This window comes from Albimonas sp. (genome assembly GCF_055129145.1).
Genome location: NZ_JBSRTQ010000096.1, coordinates 1 through 17,386 on the forward strand (window position 1 = coordinate 1; position 17,386 = coordinate 17,386).

At 72.3% G+C, this 17,386-nt stretch carries 14 protein-coding genes; 6 read left to right on the top strand and 8 right to left on the bottom strand.

The features are described from left to right. Window positions 1-77 precede the first annotated feature (77 nt). From ACTB72_RS14785 to ACTB72_RS14800, 4 genes are all read left to right on the top strand, one after another. Window positions 78-1,025: an alpha/beta hydrolase gene (locus tag ACTB72_RS14785; protein WP_463037768.1), complete on the top strand. Its 948-nt coding sequence runs from the start codon at window positions 78-80 to the stop codon at window positions 1,023-1,025. Between the two features lie 147 nt (window positions 1,026-1,172). Beyond that, window positions 1,173-2,402 carry an RsmB/NOP family class I SAM-dependent RNA methyltransferase gene (locus ACTB72_RS14790; RefSeq protein ID WP_463037769.1) on the top strand — a complete coding sequence of 410 codons (1,230 nt, stop codon included), beginning with the start codon at window positions 1,173-1,175 and terminating at the stop codon, window positions 2,400-2,402. Between the two features lie 265 nt (window positions 2,403-2,667). Beyond that, on the top strand, window positions 2,668-5,298 hold the full coding sequence (locus tag ACTB72_RS14795; RefSeq protein WP_463037770.1) for an ATP-binding protein: 2,631 nt from the start codon (window positions 2,668-2,670) through the stop codon (window positions 5,296-5,298). An 89-nt stretch (window positions 5,299-5,387) separates the two neighbouring features. After that, complete coding sequence (locus ACTB72_RS14800; RefSeq protein WP_463037771.1) at window positions 5,388-6,518, top strand: acyl-CoA dehydrogenase family protein; 1,131 nt, start codon at window positions 5,388-5,390, stop codon at window positions 6,516-6,518. Window positions 6,519-6,627: 109 nt separating this feature from the next. Here ACTB72_RS14800 and ACTB72_RS14805 read toward each other — a convergent pair whose 3' ends face one another. From ACTB72_RS14805 to argC, 7 genes are all read right to left on the bottom strand, one after another. Next, complete coding sequence (locus ACTB72_RS14805) at window positions 6,628-6,765, bottom strand: hypothetical protein (protein ID WP_463037772.1); 138 nt, start codon at window positions 6,763-6,765, stop codon at window positions 6,628-6,630. A gap of 371 nt (window positions 6,766-7,136) precedes the next feature. Beyond that, window positions 7,137-7,940 carry an enoyl-CoA hydratase-related protein gene (locus ACTB72_RS14810; protein ID WP_463037773.1) on the bottom strand — a complete coding sequence of 268 codons (804 nt, stop codon included), beginning with the start codon at window positions 7,938-7,940 and terminating at the stop codon, window positions 7,137-7,139. Between the two features lie 83 nt (window positions 7,941-8,023). Further along, window positions 8,024-8,512: a cytochrome c-type biogenesis protein gene (locus ACTB72_RS14815; protein WP_463037774.1), complete on the bottom strand. Its 489-nt coding sequence runs from the start codon at window positions 8,510-8,512 to the stop codon at window positions 8,024-8,026. Then, complete coding sequence (locus tag ACTB72_RS14820) at window positions 8,509-10,479, bottom strand: heme lyase CcmF/NrfE family subunit (RefSeq protein ID WP_463037775.1); 1,971 nt, start codon at window positions 10,477-10,479, stop codon at window positions 8,509-8,511. Before ACTB72_RS14820 ends, ACTB72_RS14815 begins: the two co-directional genes overlap by 4 nt. Before the next feature lie 694 nt (window positions 10,480-11,173). Continuing rightward, the gene (gene ccmE / locus ACTB72_RS14825; RefSeq protein WP_463037776.1) at window positions 11,174-11,692 is read right to left on the bottom strand and encodes a cytochrome c maturation protein CcmE; all 519 of its coding nucleotides are present in this window, start codon (window positions 11,690-11,692) and stop codon (window positions 11,174-11,176) included. Window positions 11,693-11,718: 26 nt separating this feature from the next. Next, entirely contained in the window at window positions 11,719-12,747 is a 1,029-nt protein-coding gene (locus tag ACTB72_RS14830; RefSeq protein ID WP_463037777.1) for a YihY/virulence factor BrkB family protein, read from the bottom strand. Between the two features lie 134 nt (window positions 12,748-12,881). Then, window positions 12,882-13,910 carry an N-acetyl-gamma-glutamyl-phosphate reductase gene (gene argC, locus ACTB72_RS14835; RefSeq protein ID WP_463037778.1) on the bottom strand — a complete coding sequence of 343 codons (1,029 nt, stop codon included), beginning with the start codon at window positions 13,908-13,910 and terminating at the stop codon, window positions 12,882-12,884. Window positions 13,911-14,092: 182 nt separating this feature from the next. On the opposite strand from argC, the gene ACTB72_RS14840 reads away from it, so the two are divergent. Next, window positions 14,093-15,115: an acyltransferase family protein gene (locus ACTB72_RS14840; protein ID WP_463037779.1), complete on the top strand. Its 1,023-nt coding sequence runs from the start codon at window positions 14,093-14,095 to the stop codon at window positions 15,113-15,115. 4 nt (window positions 15,116-15,119) lie between these two features. Here ACTB72_RS14840 and ACTB72_RS14845 read toward each other — a convergent pair whose 3' ends face one another. Further along, a complete protein-coding gene (locus tag ACTB72_RS14845; protein ID WP_463037780.1) occupies window positions 15,120-15,989 on the bottom strand; it encodes a lysophospholipid acyltransferase family protein in 870 nt (289 codons plus the stop codon). Window positions 15,990-16,196: 207 nt separating this feature from the next. On the opposite strand from ACTB72_RS14845, the gene ACTB72_RS14850 reads away from it, so the two are divergent. Continuing rightward, window positions 16,197-17,270 carry an acyltransferase family protein gene (locus ACTB72_RS14850; RefSeq protein WP_463037781.1) on the top strand — a complete coding sequence of 358 codons (1,074 nt, stop codon included), beginning with the start codon at window positions 16,197-16,199 and terminating at the stop codon, window positions 17,268-17,270. The last annotated feature ends 116 nt before the right edge of the window (window positions 17,271-17,386 follow it).

Consider the following 17,386-nt stretch of genomic DNA (forward strand, 5'->3'; position numbering starts at 1 on the left):
GGCCGTCGCGCGGCCCCCCTTGCCACCGCCCGGCCGCCGGGGTCTCCTGCGCCCGGACCGAACGGGAGGCGGCGCATATGCTCGAAATCGACCCCAAGCTCTTCACCAAAGAGGCGATCTCCGACGAGACCGCCGCCTTCGTCGCCAGGATGGAGGCGACCTTCGCCACCCTGCCCGCCACTCATGAGGTCCCCGTCGCGCTGACCCGCAAGGCGCGCGAGGAGGGCCGCGGCATTTTTCCGATCGGCGGGCCTTTCCCCGGCTCCGACTGGCGCGAGATCAACGCCGGCGCCGGGCGCGTGCGCGTCTCCCTGCCCGAGGGCGCGCCGAAGGGCGTCTACCTCCACATCCACGGCGGCGGCTGGACGCTCGGCAGCCCCAAATTCTCGGATGGCCAGAACCAGCGGCTCGCGGCCGAGACCGGGGCCGCGGTGATCTCCGTGGAATACCGCCTCGCGCCCGAGCATCCCTGGCCCGCCGCCCATGACGACTGCCTTGGCGCCGCCCTCTGGGCGCTGGAGGCGCGGCCCTTCGGCGACCTCCCCCATGTGATCGGGGGCGAGAGCGCGGGCGGCCATCTCGCCGCGGTGGTCCTGCTGGCGCTGCGCGAACGCGGCCAGCTCAGCCGCATCGCCGGCGCGGTGCTGAACTACGGCTGCTTCGACCTGCGCCTGACCGCCTCGGCCCGGAACTGGGGGGCGAAGCCGCTGGTGCTCTCCACGCCGACCCTCGCCTGGTTCGGCGCCAATCTCTGCCCGGACCCCGCGATGATGGAGGATCCGCTCGCCTCCCCCCTGCTCGCCGACCTGACGGACATGCCCCCGGCGCTATTCCAGATCGGGACCGCGGACCCGCTGCTTGACGACAGCCTTGCGATGGCGGCGCGCTGGGCCGGGGCCGGGCGGTCGGCGGAGCTCGCGGTCTATCCCGGCGGCATCCACGCCTTCGACCAGTTCGACCTCGCGATCGCGCGCGATTACCTGGCCCGCAAATCGGCCTATGTCGCGGCCCGCTTCGCCGACTGACCGCCCAGGCCCGCGGCGCCCCCCCGGCGCCGCGCGTCGACGCAGCCCCCGGCCGCGCCTTGCCGGCATGCCCGGGCCTCGCCATGTCTGCGGCCCGTTCATCTCTCTGGCCCAGACCTTCCCCGCCCGCCTTCGGAGCCGCCGCCGATGACCCCCGCCGCCCGCGCCCAGGCCGCGATCGAGATCCTCGACCGCTTCCGCCCCGGCGACCAGATGGACCGCATGCTCGTCGCCTGGGGCCGCCGCTCGCGCTTCGCGGGGTCTGGAGACCGGGCGGCGGTGGCCGACCTGGTCTACGCGGCGCTGCGGCGCTGGAACTCGCTGGCCTGGCCGGCGGAAAAAGGGGCCGAGCCCGCCTCCGCCCGCCGTCGCCTCGCCGCCCTGCTCGATGACCAGGGCGATCTCGACGCTCTCTTCTCCGGCTCCGGCCACGGCCCGGCCCCGCTGACCCCGCCCGAGCGGGGCTGGCTGCAACGCCGGGGCGCCGCGGCGCTGGCCAAGGCGCCCGACCCGGTGCGCTTCGATCTGCCGGCATGGCTGGTGGCCCCGATGCGCGACAGCCTCGGGCCGCGGACCGGGCCCGTGCTGGCCGCCCTCGCCGACCGGGCGCCGCTCGATCTTCGGGTCAACCGCCTGCGCGCCACGCCCGAGGCGGCCCTCGCCGCGCTCGCCGAAGACGGGATCGTGGCCGTCCCGGCGGCGCTGACCCCCTCGCCCGAGGCGGGCGCCCTCCCCGCCCTGCCCGACGCGCTGCGGGTCACCGCCGGCGCCCGCGCGCTGCGCCGCGCCGCCGCTTATCTGGAGGGATGGGTGGAGATCCAGGACCTGTCCAGCCAGGCCGTCGCCGCCTTCGCCGAGGCCGCCCCGGGCGAGACCGCGCTGGATTTCTGCGCGGGCGGCGGCGGCAAGGCCCTGGCGCTCGCCGCCGCCATGGGCGGGCGGGGGGAGGTCTTCGCCCATGACGGCGACCCCCGCCGCATGGCCGACCTTCCCGCCCGCGCCGCCCGCGCCGGGGCCCGCATCCGCCTGCTGACCGACCCGGAGGACGCGCCCCCCTGCGACCTGGTGCTGGTCGACGCCCCCTGCTCGGGCAGCGGGGCGTGGCGGCGCAATCCGGATGCGAAATGGGGGTTCGCGCCCGCCGATCTCGCCGCCCTGGTCAAGACCCAGGCCGCGATCCTCGCCCGCGCCGCCGCGCGCGTCGCGCCCGGGGGACGGCTGATCTACGCCACCTGCTCGCTGCTCGACGCCGAAAACCGCGCCCAGGCCCGGGCTTTCGCGGCCCTGCGTCCGGATTTCGCGGCGGCGGGCGAGCTGAGCCTCACGCCGCTCGAGGGCGGCGACGGATTCTACGCGGCGCGCTTCCGCCGGATCTGACTCGCCGCGACGCACGCGGAAAGTGTTAAAAAAGTTCGCTTTACAATTTATAAGTGTTTCTCGGGCTGATATCCGCCTGCGATCGGGAGTCGGCGAAGCCGCCTGCGGCCGGCGCTTCGGAGGGCGAGACGATGCGGAGACAGGTTCGGGACGATGCGGGGCGGGAGGCAGACCGGGAGGCGCTTTCCGCCGCCCGCGTTCGCGGCGGAGCGCGCGCGGGAGCCCGGGCCCGCCTTTCCCGACGCACCCGAATCGAGACCTGCGCATGACGGATCGCCGGGAGACCTTGCGTCAGGCGACCCGGCCTGACGTCGTCGCCGCTTCGCCCGAGGCGGAACGCAACGATATCGAAGACGCGATGCTCGTCGCCCCTTCGCCGCTCGCCTCTTCCGGCGCCGCGCGCCCCACGACGGCCGAGGCGTCGCACGGGATCGCCGCCGGGCCGCCCCGAGGGACGCCACGCCCGACGCTGTCGCGCCCGCGCCCGGGCGGCGCCCGGATGCTGGCCCCGTTCGTCGCGCTGGGGCTGATCGGGCTTGCCCTGTCCTGGACCTTGCTCGGCCATGCCGGGGCCACGGCGCTCGCCGCCTTCCTGGGCGGAGCCGGGCTGGTGGCGACGTTCGCCGGGCTCGGCCCGCTGACCCGCCTGGCGCGCGGCGCCCGCCGCCCGCCCTCGGCCCGGGCGATGGAGACGCTGCATGACCGCGACCCGGTGCCGACCGCGATCACCGACCTGCGCGGCGCGCTGATCGGGGCCAATCCGGTCCTGCGCGCCGCGCTGCGCGCCATGGGCGCCGGCGAGGGGCGCGCCTTGCCCGAGATGATCGAGACCCTGTTCGAAACCACGCCCGGCGGCGCGCCCGCCACGGCCGAGATCTACCGGATGCTGCGCCAGTGCCGCCTGCACCAGCGGGTGTCGAATCGCAGCCTGCTGTTCGACGGCGCCCAGCGCGCCATCACCGTCGCCAAGGTGGCGCCCGACGTCCTTATCTGGCGGCTCTATCCCGTGGCGGTCGCCGACGCCGCGGCGCTGTCCGACGCGATGGAGGCCGCGGGCCTCGGCATGGTGCTGCGCGACGGGGCCGGACTGCGCGCCAACGCCCTCGCCCGTGCGCAGGTCCCGGGGCTGGAGGTGCGGCTGATCGGCCGCGCCGCCCCGCCCGGCGCCCCCGGCGGCCCCGGCGGCGCAGCGGATGAGCCGCCCATCGGCCCGGACGGCGCGGCGATGCGCTGGATCGAGATCCCGCCGCCCCTGCCCGGCCATCCCGCCGCCGCGGCCGCCGGCTCGCCCTTCGCCGAGACGTCTTCGGACGAGGCAGCCGACCGCCCGCGCGGATGGCTGCTGCTGGCCGGCGGGCGCGACGCCGCTGGCGCCGGCGCCGACGGCGAAAGCTTCGACCGGCTGCCGGTGGCGATCGCGCGGCTCAATCTCGACGGCGTGCTGCTCTCGGCCAACGAACCCGCCCGCCGCCTGCTCGGCCCGGGCGCCGTGCCCGGAGCGCGGCTCTCGGCGCTGGCCGAAGGGCTGGGCCGCTCGATCCCCGAACGCATCGCGGAAGCCGCGCGCGGCCGCGCCTCGGGCCGCTCCGAGATCGCCCGCGGCCGGCGGGAGGACCGCGAAACCTTCCTGCAGCTCTCGCTCACCCGTGGCGAACAGAGCGGCGTCCCCTGCCTGGTGGCGGTGCTCAGCGACGCGACCGAACTGAAGACGCTGGAGGCGCAGTTCGTCCAGAGCCAGAAGATGCAGGCGGTCGGCCAGCTCGCCGGCGGGGTGGCGCATGATTTCAACAACCTGCTGACCGCCATCGCAGGCCATTGCGACCTGTTGCTGATGCGCCGCGACTCGACCGACGCCGACCATCCCGACCTGATGCAGATCCGCCAGAACACCAACCGAGCCGCCGCCCTGGTCCGCCAGATGCTGGCCTTCTCGCGCAAGCAGACCCTGCGCCCCAAGGTCACCCAGCTGACCGAGACGCTGACCGAGCTGTCGCATCTGCTCAACCGCCTGCTGGGCGAAAAGGTCCGCCTGAAGCTGGAGCATGGGGCCGATCTGGGCCTGGTGCGGGTGGACGAGCGTCAGTTCGAACAGGTGGTGATGAACCTGGTGGTCAACGCCCGCGACGCGATGCCCGGCGGCGGCGAGGTCCGCATCCGCACCCGCAACGTCACCTTCGACCGCGAATTCCGACGCGATCGCGCGGTGATCCCGTCGGGCCCCTATGTGGCGGTGGAGGTGCTGGACAGCGGCTCCGGCATCCCGCCCGACCGCATCGGCCAGATCTTCGAGCCGTTCTACACCACCAAGAAGACCGGAGAGGGCACCGGGCTCGGCCTCTCCACCGCCTACGGCATCGTCAAGCAGACCGGCGGCTTCATCTTCGCCGACAGCCCCCCCGGCGCCGGCGCGGTGTTCACCGTCTACCTCCCCCGCCACGAAGCCGGGGCCGAGGCGGCCGAGCGCACGCCGCTCGCCACCGCGCCGGAGCCGCGCGCCTCGCAGACCCCGGTGGACGGCATGGTGCTGCTGGTGGAGGACGAAGCCCCGGTCCGCTCCTTCGCCACCCGCGCGCTCGGCCTGCGCGGCTACACGGTGATGGAGGCGGAGAACGCCGAGGAGGCGCTCGCGATCCTCGAGGACAAGGACCTGCATATCGACGTGATCGTTTCGGACGTGGTGATGCCCGGGCTCGACGGCCCCAGCTGGGTGAAGACCGCGCGGCTGCAGCGGCCGGACGTGGCCGTGGTCTTCGTCTCCGGCTATGCCGAGGGCGCGTTCCGGCGCAGTCTCGACGGGCTGGAGGGGTTCGTGTTCCTGCCGAAGCCCTATTCGCTCAGCGAGTTGTCCGCCGCCATTCAGACCGCGCGCGAAAACCCCGGGGAGGCCGCGGCCTGACCCCGCGCCCGCTTGCTCCCGCCGCGCCCGGCGCCTAGGCTTCCTCCCAAGCCGCCGACCCTCAACACGCGCGGCGGGAGGAAATCGACATGCCCCTGACCCAACCCGAGCGCGCCCTCGTCGCGCGCGCCCGCGCCTTCGCCGACGAGGAGCTGGTCGCCGCCGCCGAGGCCTGCGAGCGCAACCGCGCCCCCGACCTCGCCATGCTGCGCAAGGCGGCAGGGCTGGGGCTGACCTCGATGCAGGTGTCGGCCGCGCAGGGCGGGCTCGGCATGTCCTTCGCGGTGAAATCCGAGATAGCCGAGGCGCTGGCCCGCGCCTGCTTCGGCTTCTCCATGGCCATTCTCAACACCCACAACACCGCCTGGCGACTGGCGAAACTGACCGACAACCCCCTGGCCCAGCGCCTGTTCCCCCCGATGCTGACCGGCGAGACCACCGGCTGCGCCGCGCTGACCGAACCGGGCGCCGGCTCCGACTTCGCCAACATCGCGACGACCGCCGAGAAGATCCCGGGCGGCTGGCGGCTGAACGGCGCCAAGGCCTGGATCACCAACGCCCAGCACGCCTCGGTGGCGATCTGCTTCGCCCAGACCAAGGCGCAGGGCGACGGCTCGGGCATCGGCGCCTTCATCGTCGAGGCCGGCCGCCCCGGCTTCGCCCGCACGCCGCATAGCGGGACTTTCGCCTTGCATGCCAACGGGATCGGCGGGTTTTCTCTGACCGATTACGAAGCGCCGGAGGAGGCGATGATCTCCGAGCCCGGGACCGCCTTCCGCCAGATCATGTCCGAGATCAACGGCGCCCGGATCTATGTCGCCGCCATGTGCCTCGGCATGGTCGACGCGGCGCTCGACAGCGCTTCGGCTTACGGCAAGGCCCGGAACGCGTTCGGAAAACCGATGAACCAGCACCAGGGCTGGCGCTGGCGGCTGGCGGGGGCCGAGGCCGACCTCGCCGCAGCCCGCGCCCTCGTGCGCAAGGCCGAGGCCGAGCACAGCGCCGGCGCGGACACCCAGCTGATCGCCGCCCAGGCGAAATATGTGGGAATATCCCTGGCGAACAAGCACATGCCGGAGCTTCTTCACGCCCATGGCGCGTCGGGACTGGCGGCGGACAGTCTGTTCTCGCGCCATATCGCCGGGATGCAGGCCGCCTCCTTCGCCGACGGCTCGACCGAAATCATGCTGGAGCGGATCGGCAGGCTCGCCCGCCCCTGAGCTGGCCTTCCGTCTCAAGAAATCAATGAAAGCCGCGGGAGGGGAACCGTTTTCGCGCCGGATGGCGGGGATGGAGGCCGCCGGCGCCCCGGCCGTGATCCTCGAGCCCTCATGCCCCCCGGCCGCGGACCCGCATCAGGCGCCTGGCGACGATCTCGCGCGGGAACGCCCCGTAAACCCGCTGCCAGATCACCACATCCGCCACGCCGGTCTCGTCCTCCAGCGTCGCGCCTCCGCCGGTCCGCACCTCCCGCCCCGAAGCCGACCGGGGGCTGGAGGCCGTCGACGACGACCTCGCGATCCTGGCGGCGCGCCCGCCTGCCGCCGGGGGCCGAGGGCCCGCCGGCGCCCGAACGTCGTTCGATCCCTCCCGCCGAAGCCGCTTCCCGGCCGCGTCCGGTCTATCTGCACGGGCATCCAGACACCGTGTTCAAGGGCCGAGGCGGCGACTCGGGGCCCCGGATCTCCGCCTAGGCCCTTGAACGATGTTTCCGTTTTCCCTCATTTCCAGCCGCAGATGATCCCGCCGGATCACCCGGTCGGATCGGGGCGCCCGCCGGCGAAGCCGGCGCCGGGTCGAGGGGGCTCGACGCCCCCGAGCCCCGGCCTCCCGCGCCCTCAGCGGCCCTCGAAGACCGGCGTCCCGCCCTCGGCGGCGGCCACCGCGGCGGTGAGGAAATCGCGGGTGGCGCCCGCCTCGGCCTGCAATTCGGCCTCCCGCTCCAGATGGGCGCCCCAGTCGGCGCCGAGCCCGTCGCGCAGCGCGATCCGGGTCAGGCGCAGCCCCTCGGTCGGGCCGCAGGCGAGCGCACGGGCGCGCGCCTCGACCCGCTCGGCGAAGGCCGCGTCGGGGACCGCCTCCCAGATCAGCCCCCAGTCGGCGGCCTGGCGGGCGGTCAGGGCCTCGCCCAGCATGGCGAGCCCGCGGGCCCGCGCCGGCCCCACCAGCCGCGGCAACCAGAAGCTCAGCCCCGCATCCGGGATCAGCCCCAGCCGGGTCGAGGTCACCGCGAAGCGCGCGCTTTCCGCCGCCACCACGATGTCGGCCGCCAGCGCCAGCGCCAGCCCCGCGCCGGCCGCCACGCCGTTGACCGCGGCGAGAATCGGAAGGGGGCAGGCCTCGAACGCCTCCAGCAGCGGCCGCGTCTCCTCGCGCATCGCCCGGCCGAGGTCGAGGTCGCGGATCGCCCCCGCGTCGCCCAGCGCATGCCCCGCGCAGAACGCGTCGCCCAGCCCGGTCAGCACCACCGCGCGGGCCCGGCCGGGCAACGCGCGCAATGCGTGGATCAGCTCGACCTTCATCTGGGCGTCGAGCGCGTTGAGCGTTTCGGGACGCGCCATCGCCACGGTGGCGACGCCGTCGCGCAGCGCCACGCGAAGGGTGACGTAATCCGGCGTCGGACGGGGGGGATGGGCGGTCATGGCGGCTCCTGCGGGCGCACGGACGGGGCGGCCCAGAGGTGGGGGCGCGGACCGACGGACGCAAGCGGAAAGCGGCGCGGGGATCAGCCCTCTTCGCGCATCAGGGCGTCGACGCGCGCGGACTCATCCTCGCTCAGCGGCGCCGCGCCCGCCGCGGCGCCGGGCCGCCCGCGGCGCACGAAGCGCCAGCTCGCCGCCCCGCCGAGCAGCAGAAGCGCCGGCCCGCCGAACCACAGCGCCAGATTGGCCGTCGAGAAACTGGGCTTGAGCAGCACGTATTCCCCGAAGCGCGCGACCATGTAGGCCTTCACCTCGTCGTTGCTGTCGCCCGCCACCAGCCGCTCGCGCACCAGCAGACGCAGGTCGCGGGCAAGGTCGGCGTTGGATTCGTCGATGCTCTCGTTGCGGCAGACGAGACAGCGCAGCTCGGTCGAGATTTCGCGGGCGCGGGTCTCCAGCGCCGGATCGGCCAGCACCTCGTCGGGCTGCACCGCCAGCGCCGCGCCCGGCGCGAGCGCCCCGCCGAGGCTCGCCGCGACCAGCGCCGCTGCAAAGACCGCCCGCACCTTCATTCCGCCGCCACCGGCGGGGCCATGGGCGCGCTGCGCGCCGCCGCGCCGACCCGGTACCGCCGGTCCGACAGCGACATCAGCCCGCCCAAGGCCATCACCAGCGCCCCGATCCAGATCCAGTTGGCGAAAGGCTTCACGTAGATCCGCACCGCATAGGCCGAGGGGTCCGCCTCCTGCCGATCGCCCAGCACCACATAGAGGTCGCGGATCAGGCCGGAGTCGATCGCCGCCTCCGAGGTCGTGCTGCCCTGCACCGGGAAGAACCGTTTCTCAGGCTGAAGCGTCCCGATCCGATCGCCATCCTTGAAGACCGTGAACGTCCCACGCTCGGCCGAATAGTTGGGCCCCTCCACCGGGGCCACACGGTCGAAGCGGAACGCGTAGCCGCCCGATTCCACCAGCTCTCCGGGACGCAGGGCGCGGATCGCCTCGCTCTCCCAGGCCGACAGCGAGGCGATGCCGAAGATGGTCAGCCCGAGACCCGCATGGGCGATGGCCTTGCCCCAGTCGCCGCGCGGCAGCCGCGCCAGCCGCCCGAAGCCGCCGCGCCCGGCCCGCATCGCGAGCTCCAGCACCGCGCCGCCGATGATCCAGATCGCCAGCGCGATGCCGACGGGCGCGAGCGCGCTGCGCCCGGTCTGGAACGCCCAGACCAGGGCGGCCACCGAGAAGGCCAGCGCCGCCGCCGGCCACAGCCGCGCCAGCGCCCGGCGGATCCTGCCGCGCTTCCACGGCATGATCGCCCCGATCGGCAGCAGCACCGCCAGCGCGATCATGAACGGCGTGAAGGCCAGCTCGAAGAACGGCGCCCCGACCGAGATGCGGCCGCCGTCCCAGGCCTCGCGGATCAGGGGCATCATCGTGCCCAGCAGCACCACCGCGCAGGCGACCGACAGCAGCAGGTTGTTGGCGACGAGAAAGCTCTCCCGGCTCGACATCGCGAAGACGCCGCCGGGCGACAGTTTCGGCGCCCGCCAGGCGAACAAGGTCAGCGAGCCGCCCACCGCCACCAGCAGGATCGCCAGGATGAACACCCCCCGCGTCGGGTCCGAGGCGAAGGCATGCACCGAAGTCAGCAGTCCGGAGCGCACGATGAACGTGCCCAGCAGCGACAGAGAGAACCCGAAGATCGCCAGCAGGATGGTCCAGGCCTTCAGCGTGTCCCGCTTCTCCACCACGATGGCGCAATGCAGGAGCGCGGCGGCGGCGAGCCAGGGCATGAAGGACGCGTTCTCGACCGGATCCCAGAACCACCAGCCGCCCCAGCCGAGCTCGTAATAGGCCCAGTAGGATCCCAGCGCGATGCCGACCGTCAGGAACATCCAAGAGGTCAGAGCCCAGGGGCGCACCCAGCGCGCCCAGGCGGCGTCCACCCGCCCCTCGATCAACGCCGCGACGGCGAAGGAGAAGGCGGTCGAGAGGCCGACATAGCCCAGATAGAGGAACGGCGGATGGAAGGCGAGGCCGGGGTCCTGCAGCAGCGGGTTCAGCCCGTTCCCGTCGAGCGGCGGGTTGGCCAGCCGCAGGAACGGGTTGGAGGTGAACAGCAGGAAGGCGAGGAACGCCGCCGCGATCGCCCCCTGCACCGCCAGCGTGCGCGCCCGCAAAGCCTGGGGCAGATTCCCGCCGCGGGTCGCGATCAGCACGCCGTAAAGGGTCAGGATCAGCACCCAGAGCAGCAGCGACCCCTCATGATTCCCCCAGACGCCCGAGATCTTGTAGATCATCGGCTTCATCGAATGGGAGTTGGTCGCGACCAGCGCCACCGAGAAATCCGAGGTCACGAAGGACACGGTCAGCGCCGCGAAGGCGGCGAGGGTCAGCAGGAAGGCGAGGCCGGCGGCGGGTTCGGCGACCCGCATCCAGTCGGCCCAGGCCTTCTGCGCGCCGATCATCGGGGCGACGGCCTGGGCGAGGCTCGCCATCAGGGCGAGGATCAGGGCGAAATGGCCGAGTTCGGCGATCATGTCGGGCCTCCATCCGCAGAGCCCCGACCATGCGCCCCCGCGCCGCGCGATGCAATTCTCGGCCGCGTGATCGCGGGGCGATGGAGGGTCGCAGACATGGCGCAACCGCAAGGCAGGCGGCGCGGAAGGCGCGGCGCAAGGCCCGGGCGCGATTCGATGCGGGCCGCCCCGAAAGCGCCGCGCCGGAGGGGCGCCGACGCCTGGCCGTCGCCACCTTTTCTCCCTGATATCAAAGAATTTTTCTTGGCAGAGTCGAAAAAGACCGAGGCTCCCTCATGCTGTCACACCCGCATCACGCAGGCGGTGACATGCATCGCCCCGACAAGACGGACCCGGCGCTGGGGCGCGCTACGGACCGGCTTGAAGAAGATCGTCTGGGGGCCCCGTGGGGGTGGTCTCCAGGCGTGGGGGGGCCGCGTGGCGCTGCGATCACGCGCGCTGCGCAGCCCTCCCGCCCCGTCGCTCGGCCATGGGTAGGCCTTGGGCGGCGGGGCTCGGGGGCGCGGGCCGCCCCCCGCGCGCTCCGCATGAGGGCGGGATGCCGGCGATGTACGCCGGCGCGTGCTCGTCCTCATGATGCGCCGCGCGAGGATCGCCGCCACCGGGCGGAAGGCGCGGCCCGCTCCCCCGATCAAAGCCCCCAATCGAAACGGGTCCGGGTCGAAGCCGGCGAGGACCTGCGTCGGGCCGGGCCTCAGCCCCCGGTTCCCGCCCCTTCGGTCGCCGCATGCCCCTCGCCGTCGCCGCTCGGCGCGCGATAGACGCCCTGATCCTTCAGCGCCTGCTCGACCTCGCGCGGCATGTATTTCTCGTCATGCTTGGCCAGCACCTCGGAGGCGACGAACAGCCCGTCCTGCATCCGCCCTTCGGCGATCACGCCCTGCCCCTCGGCGAAGAGATCGGGGAGGATGCCGGCGAAATTCACCACCTGGACGGCATTGCCGTCGGTCACCGCGAAGCGCACGCCGCCGCCGTCCTCGGCCGCGACCGACCCCTCCACCACCAGCCCGCCGACGCGCAGGCGCTGGTCGGGGCCGGGCGCGCGCTCGGCGATCTCGGTGGGGGAGAGGAAGAACACGATGGAATCGCGCATCCCCACGCCGACCAGCAGCGAGGCCGCGACCAGAAACGCCGCCCCGATGCCGATCAGCACGATCCGGCGTTTCTTGCGGGTCATCGTCCTGCGGGCGGTGGTCTTGCCGATCTGGGCCATCGATGCGCTCCCCCCCGGGGTTCCGGTCAGTCCTCGGTCCCGTCCGCCTTCGCCTTGTCGGCGCGGGCGAGGGCCGCGTTTATCTCCGCTCCATACAGGATCACGGCGCCGGAGAGGTAGAAGAACAGCAGCGTCACGATCACGCCTGCGAGACCGCCGTAAGTGACGGTGTAGGACTGGAAATTGGCCAGGTAAACCGAGAAGGCCGACGCGGCGACCGTCCAGATGGCGATGGTCGCCCCGACGCCGGGCCACAGACGCCGCCAGCGACCCTGCCGGCGCGAGGGCAGGATCAGGTGCATCAGCGCCAGAAACACCGCGAAGGCGGCGACGGCCAGCAGATAGCGCAGGATGCCGAGCCCCATGGGCACGTTGTGGCCGGCCAGATCCTCGATCAGCGAAATGGTCAGCGGCGCCAGCACCACCGCGAACCCCATGATCAGCGACACCGCGGCGCCCAGGATCACGAAGAACAGCCCCACCACCCGGCTCCAGATGAAGCCCCGCGGCTTGTCGGGCTGATAGGCGCGGTCGAAACCGACGCGGAACGCCTCCACCCCGTTCGACGCGACCCAGAGCGCGCCGAGACCCGCGAAGGTCAGCATGCCGGTGCGCTGGCGGCCCAGCGCCTCCTCCAGCACCGGGCGCACGAACTCGGCCACCTGGCTGGGCGCCACGTCGAACAGCAGCTGGGTCAGCGCCTCCAGCTCGGTCGGCCCGATGGTCGCGGCGGCGAAGGAGGTGGCGAAGATCAGGAAGGGGAAGACCGCCAACAGCGCCGAATAGGCGATGTATCCCGACAGCATCCAGCCTTCATGGGTCTGGAACCGGACGCCGGCGCGCACCAGGATCCGGAGGGTGTAGAGCGAGAACAGCCGCGACGCCGCCCCCCGCAGCCCGACCGAATAGCGCGCGGCGTCCGAGGTCGACAGGCCGTCGGCGATGCCCACCGGAGGGCCGAACCCGTCGCCGCGGCGCGACTTGCCCGGATCGTCGGACCAGGCGCCGGTCTCGATGTCGGAACTGTCGGAAGAGATGTCGGCGGGCGAGGTCAAGGGTCGGCGTCTCCGGCTCGGGCGGCGCGCGGGCGGTGGCGGCGCGCTCGTTTCGGCAACCTAGTCCGCTTTGCGCCCGGGGCGACTCCCCGCTCGATCCCTGGGGCGGAGGGGGGCCCCTTCCGCCCCGGCGGTCAGGGGAACATGGGGGCGAGCATCAGCCCGTCGGTCTCGTCGATGCCCAGCATCAGGTTGGCGCACTGCACGGCCTGTCCCGAGGCGCCCTTCACCAGATTGTCGAGCACCGAGACGATGATCGCCCGCCCCGGACGCCGGTCCGGCGTCACCCCGATGCGCACCATGTTGGAGCCGCGGACCGACCAGGTCGTCGGCACCTCGCCCATTGGCAGCACATGCACGAAGGGCTCGGCCTCATAGCGCGCCGCCAGCGCCGCCTGGATCGCCTCCGGGTCGCCCTTCACATAGGTGGTGGCGAGGATCCCGCGGTTCATCGGCAGCAGATGCGGCGTGAAGGTCACCACCACCTCGCGCCCGGCGGCCTTCGACAGCTCCTGGTCGAATTCGGCGGTGTGGCGATGGGTGGCGATGCCGTAGGCCTTGGTCCCTTCGGTCACCTCCGAAAACAGCTTCCATTCCGCGGCCGAGCGCCCGGCCCCGGTGATCCCGGTCTTCGCGTCGATGACGATGTCGTCGAGGTCGATCAGCCCGGCCTCGCAGAGCGGCACCAGCGGCATCAGCCCGGTGACCACGAAGCAGCCGGTGCCGGCGGCGAGGCGGGTCTTCTTCAGATCCTCGCGGTAGAATTCGGGCAGTCCGTAGACCGCTTCGTCCTGCAATTCGGGCGCGTGATGCTCATGCCCGTACCACTTGGCGTAGACGGCCGAGTCCCGCAGCCGGAAATCCGCCGACAGGTCCACCACCTTCAGGTCCCGCGGCAGCCCGCCGATCACCGCCTGGGCGGTGGCATGCGGCAGCCCGCAAAAGGCGAGGTCGATCTGCGACCAGTCGATGTCGCCGGTCTCCACCAGTTTCGGCAGGTTCATGTGGGCGAAGGAGGGATAGACGTCGCCCATCGCCTTGCCGGCGTTGCGGTCCGCCGCCAGCGCCGCGATCTCCATGCGCGGATGCGACGTGACCAGTCGGACGAGCTCCGCGCCCGTGTAGCCGCTGGCCCCGATGATCGCGATGCGCGCGCTGGTCATGACTGTCGTCTCCGCTGGAAGTTAACGCGGCAGACCTAGTCCCGACGGGATCGATGCGCAACGTATCCGGGGCGTTCGCGGCGCGGGACCGGACGAGTGTCGCATCCACGCCGCGCCCGCCCGGCTTGCGGCGCGGCCGCCGCTGGAAGATGCTGGCGCGGATCGCAGCGGGGGAAACACGTTTGGCGCGAACAGTGGACGAGCGGCTGGGCAACATCCAGGCCCTGCGCGCCGCCGCGGCGCTGAGCGTGGTGCTGCATCACGTCATCGGCGGCGGCTCGATCTACGGGATCGCGCCGGGCTGGATCCTGCCCTTCTACCATTGGCACGGCTGGGGGGTGCACGCGTTCTTCGTGATCTCGGGCTTCATCATGGTCGAGGTCCAGCGCCGCCGCCATCGGGGCCCGGGCGGATTCCTCGCGCGGCGCCTGATCCGGATCCTGCCGCTCTACTGGGGGCTGACGCTGGCCTTCGCGGCGATCTACGTGGCCGCGCCCGAGCTCTTCGTGAAAAGCCGGATGACGGCGGAGCATCTGGCCCTCTCGCTCGGCTTCCTCGCCCAGGTCGCGGGGCACGACTATCCGGTGATCGGGGTCGGCTGGACGCTGGAATACGAGATGCTGTTCTACCTGCTGTTCACCCTCGCCATCCCGCTGCGCGACCCGCGGCTCGCCACGGCCGCCGTGACGGGGGCGCTGCTGGTCGGGGTGCTGGGCTTCGGCGTGCGGCCCATCGCGCTGGAATTCCCCGCCGGCATGGCGCTGGCGCTGATCTGGCGAGCCCGCGGCGGGCCCCGGCCCCGGATCGCCGAGGGCGCGGCCGCGCTGGCGCTGGGGCTTTTCGGGCTCAGCCTCGTGCTCTGGGTCGGGCCCGGCGCGGTCGCATGGATCGTGGCGCATGAGACGCTGGTCTATGGCGCGATCTCGGTGGCGCTGGTCCACGCCTGCCTGACCCTGAAGCAGACCCGCGCCCGCCTGCCCCTGGCGCTCGGCGACGCGTCCTACAGCATCTACCTGCTGCAGGTGTTCGCGATCCCGCTGGTGCTGAAACCCCTCGCCGCCCTGCCCGAGGACGTTCGGCCCGAAGGCCCTGTGGCCGCCGCCCTGATCCTGACGGTCGCCTCGGTCCTCGGCTGGCTCTGCTGGCGGCTGTTCGAGCGGCCGGGCGGCGCCTGGCTCAGCGCCCGCCTGCTGCGGCGGGACTGAGGCCTCAGCTCCAGGTCTCCTCGAACTCGTAGCCATAGCCGATATCGGCCAGCGGCTGCGGCGAGAGCGCATAGGTCGAGGCGCGCAGATAGTCCATCAGCGCCCGCGCGTCGCGTTTGCGCGCCTCGATCTCCGCGCGCGGCAGCGGCGCGCCGACCACGGCGCGCACCGGATCGCCGATGCGGCGGCGGAACTCCGCGATCAGCAGCGCGAGCCGCAGCGTGGCGTGCAGGTGGGACGCCAGCTGGAAGAGCCGCGAATTCGCCCCCTCGAAGAACATCGGCACCACGGCGGCGTCGGAGCGCGCCACCATCTTCGCGGTGAACGTCCGCCAGGCCGGGTCCATCGCCCGCCCGAACGGCGCGCGCGCGGTCGAGACCGTGCCGCCGGGAAAAATCCCGATGGCGCCGCCGCGGGCCAGATGCGCCATCGCCTCGCGCCGGGTCTCGATGTTCAGCTTCTGCGCCTCGCGCGTGCCGTCGAAGCTGATCGGCAGGATGAAACGGTCGATCTCGTCGGCCTTGCGGAACACCTGATGGGCCACGATGCGGAAATCCTGGCGGCGCGCCGACAGCGCCCTTCCCATCATCAGCCCGTCTAGGATGCCGTAGGGATGGTTGGCCACCAGCACCAGAGGGCCGGTGGCGGGGATGCAGGCGAGCCCCGGCTCCGGCAGATCCAGCGTCAGGCCGTAGCGCCTTGCGATGACCTCCCAGAAGTCAGCCCCGGCGGCGACCTCGACCTCGTAGCCGCGGGCCTTGCGGATCAGGCTGATCCGGCCCGTCAGATTCTCGACCGCGCGGACCAGGGCCTGGCCGGCGCGGGTGCGCACGCCGTGCGCATAGCTGATCTCGCGGACGGCGGCGCCGACCATATGCGATCCCTTCGAGCCTGCCCCCTGGCTTCCCCAGCGGCGCATATGCGAGCGCGCGGCTCCGGGCAAGCGGCGCGGGGTCGCGGGGGCGCGCGGCCGCCCGCGATGGCCTGCGCGGGCCATGTCCGATACCCTGACCGGACGAGTCGCGGCACCGAAGGCTTCACATCCGTTTTGCCCGAGAGCCCGTTTGCCCGAGAGGAAGTCATGATCCGAACGTCACCCACGCCGGACGCGGCCGCGACCCTTCCCGCCCACCTGACCAACATTCAGGTTCTGCGCGCCTTCGCGGCGCTGGCGGTGGTGTTCATGCACGCGCTGGGGGCGGGGGAGCTCTACGGCGTGCCGGCGCAGGTGCTCTCGGTGTTCGGCAAATGGGGGGGCGGCGGGGTGGACGTGTTCTTCGTCATCTCCGGCTTCATCATGATCTTCGTGCAGACCCGACGCGCCCGCCCGCCCTTCGCCTTCGCGCTGGAGCGGTTGATCCGCATCGTCCCGCTCTACTGGGCCGCGACCCTGGCGCTGGGGCTGCTGTTCTTCATCGAGCCGCGTCTGTTCATGGAGCGTCAGGTGACGCTGCCCTGGCTGCTCACCTCGCTCGGCTTCGTGTCCGGGCCGGCGGGATACCAATTTCCGGTGATCTTCGTCGGCTGGACGTTGGAATACGAGCTGATGTTCTACATGATCTTCGCCGCGGCGCTGGCGCTGCCAAGCCTGGTCTGGTCGACGCTGGCGGTGTTCGTGGCGCTGCTGGCGATCGTGCTGGGCTTCGGGGCCGAGTGGATCGTGATGGAGTTCGTGATGGGCATGGCGCTCGGCCTCGTCATCGTGCGTCAGGGACTGGTCCGCAAGGGCGCGCGGCTGGCGCTCTGGACCGGGGCGGCGCTGCTTTTCGCGGGGGTCTTCGTGCGGATGTGGGACCCGGACTTCCTGGGCGAGCATCGGGTGCTCACGCTCGGCCTGCCCTCGTTGCTGATGGTCTACGGGGCGATCAACACCGAGCAGATCCGCAACCGGACCCTGGTGCTGATGGGCGACGCCTCCTACAGCATCTACCTGCTGCAGATCTTCGGGATCCCGCTGGTCTACAAGGTCGCGATGCTGACGCCGCTGCGCCATATCGGCGGCGACGCGCTGGTGATCCTGACGCTGGCGGCGACCACGCTGCTGTCGATCGCGAGCCTCAAGCTGTTCGAGCAGCCGGTGACCCGCCTGCTGCGCCGCTGGGCGACGCGCGCCTCGATCCCGGTGCGCAAGGGCGTGGAGCGGCCGGCGCGGTAAGCCGGCCGCCGCCCCTCTGCCTCGAAACGCGAATGCCTCGAAACGCGAATGCCTCGAAACGCGAATGCCTCGAAACGCGAATGCCTCGAAACGCGAATGCCTCGAAACGCGAATGC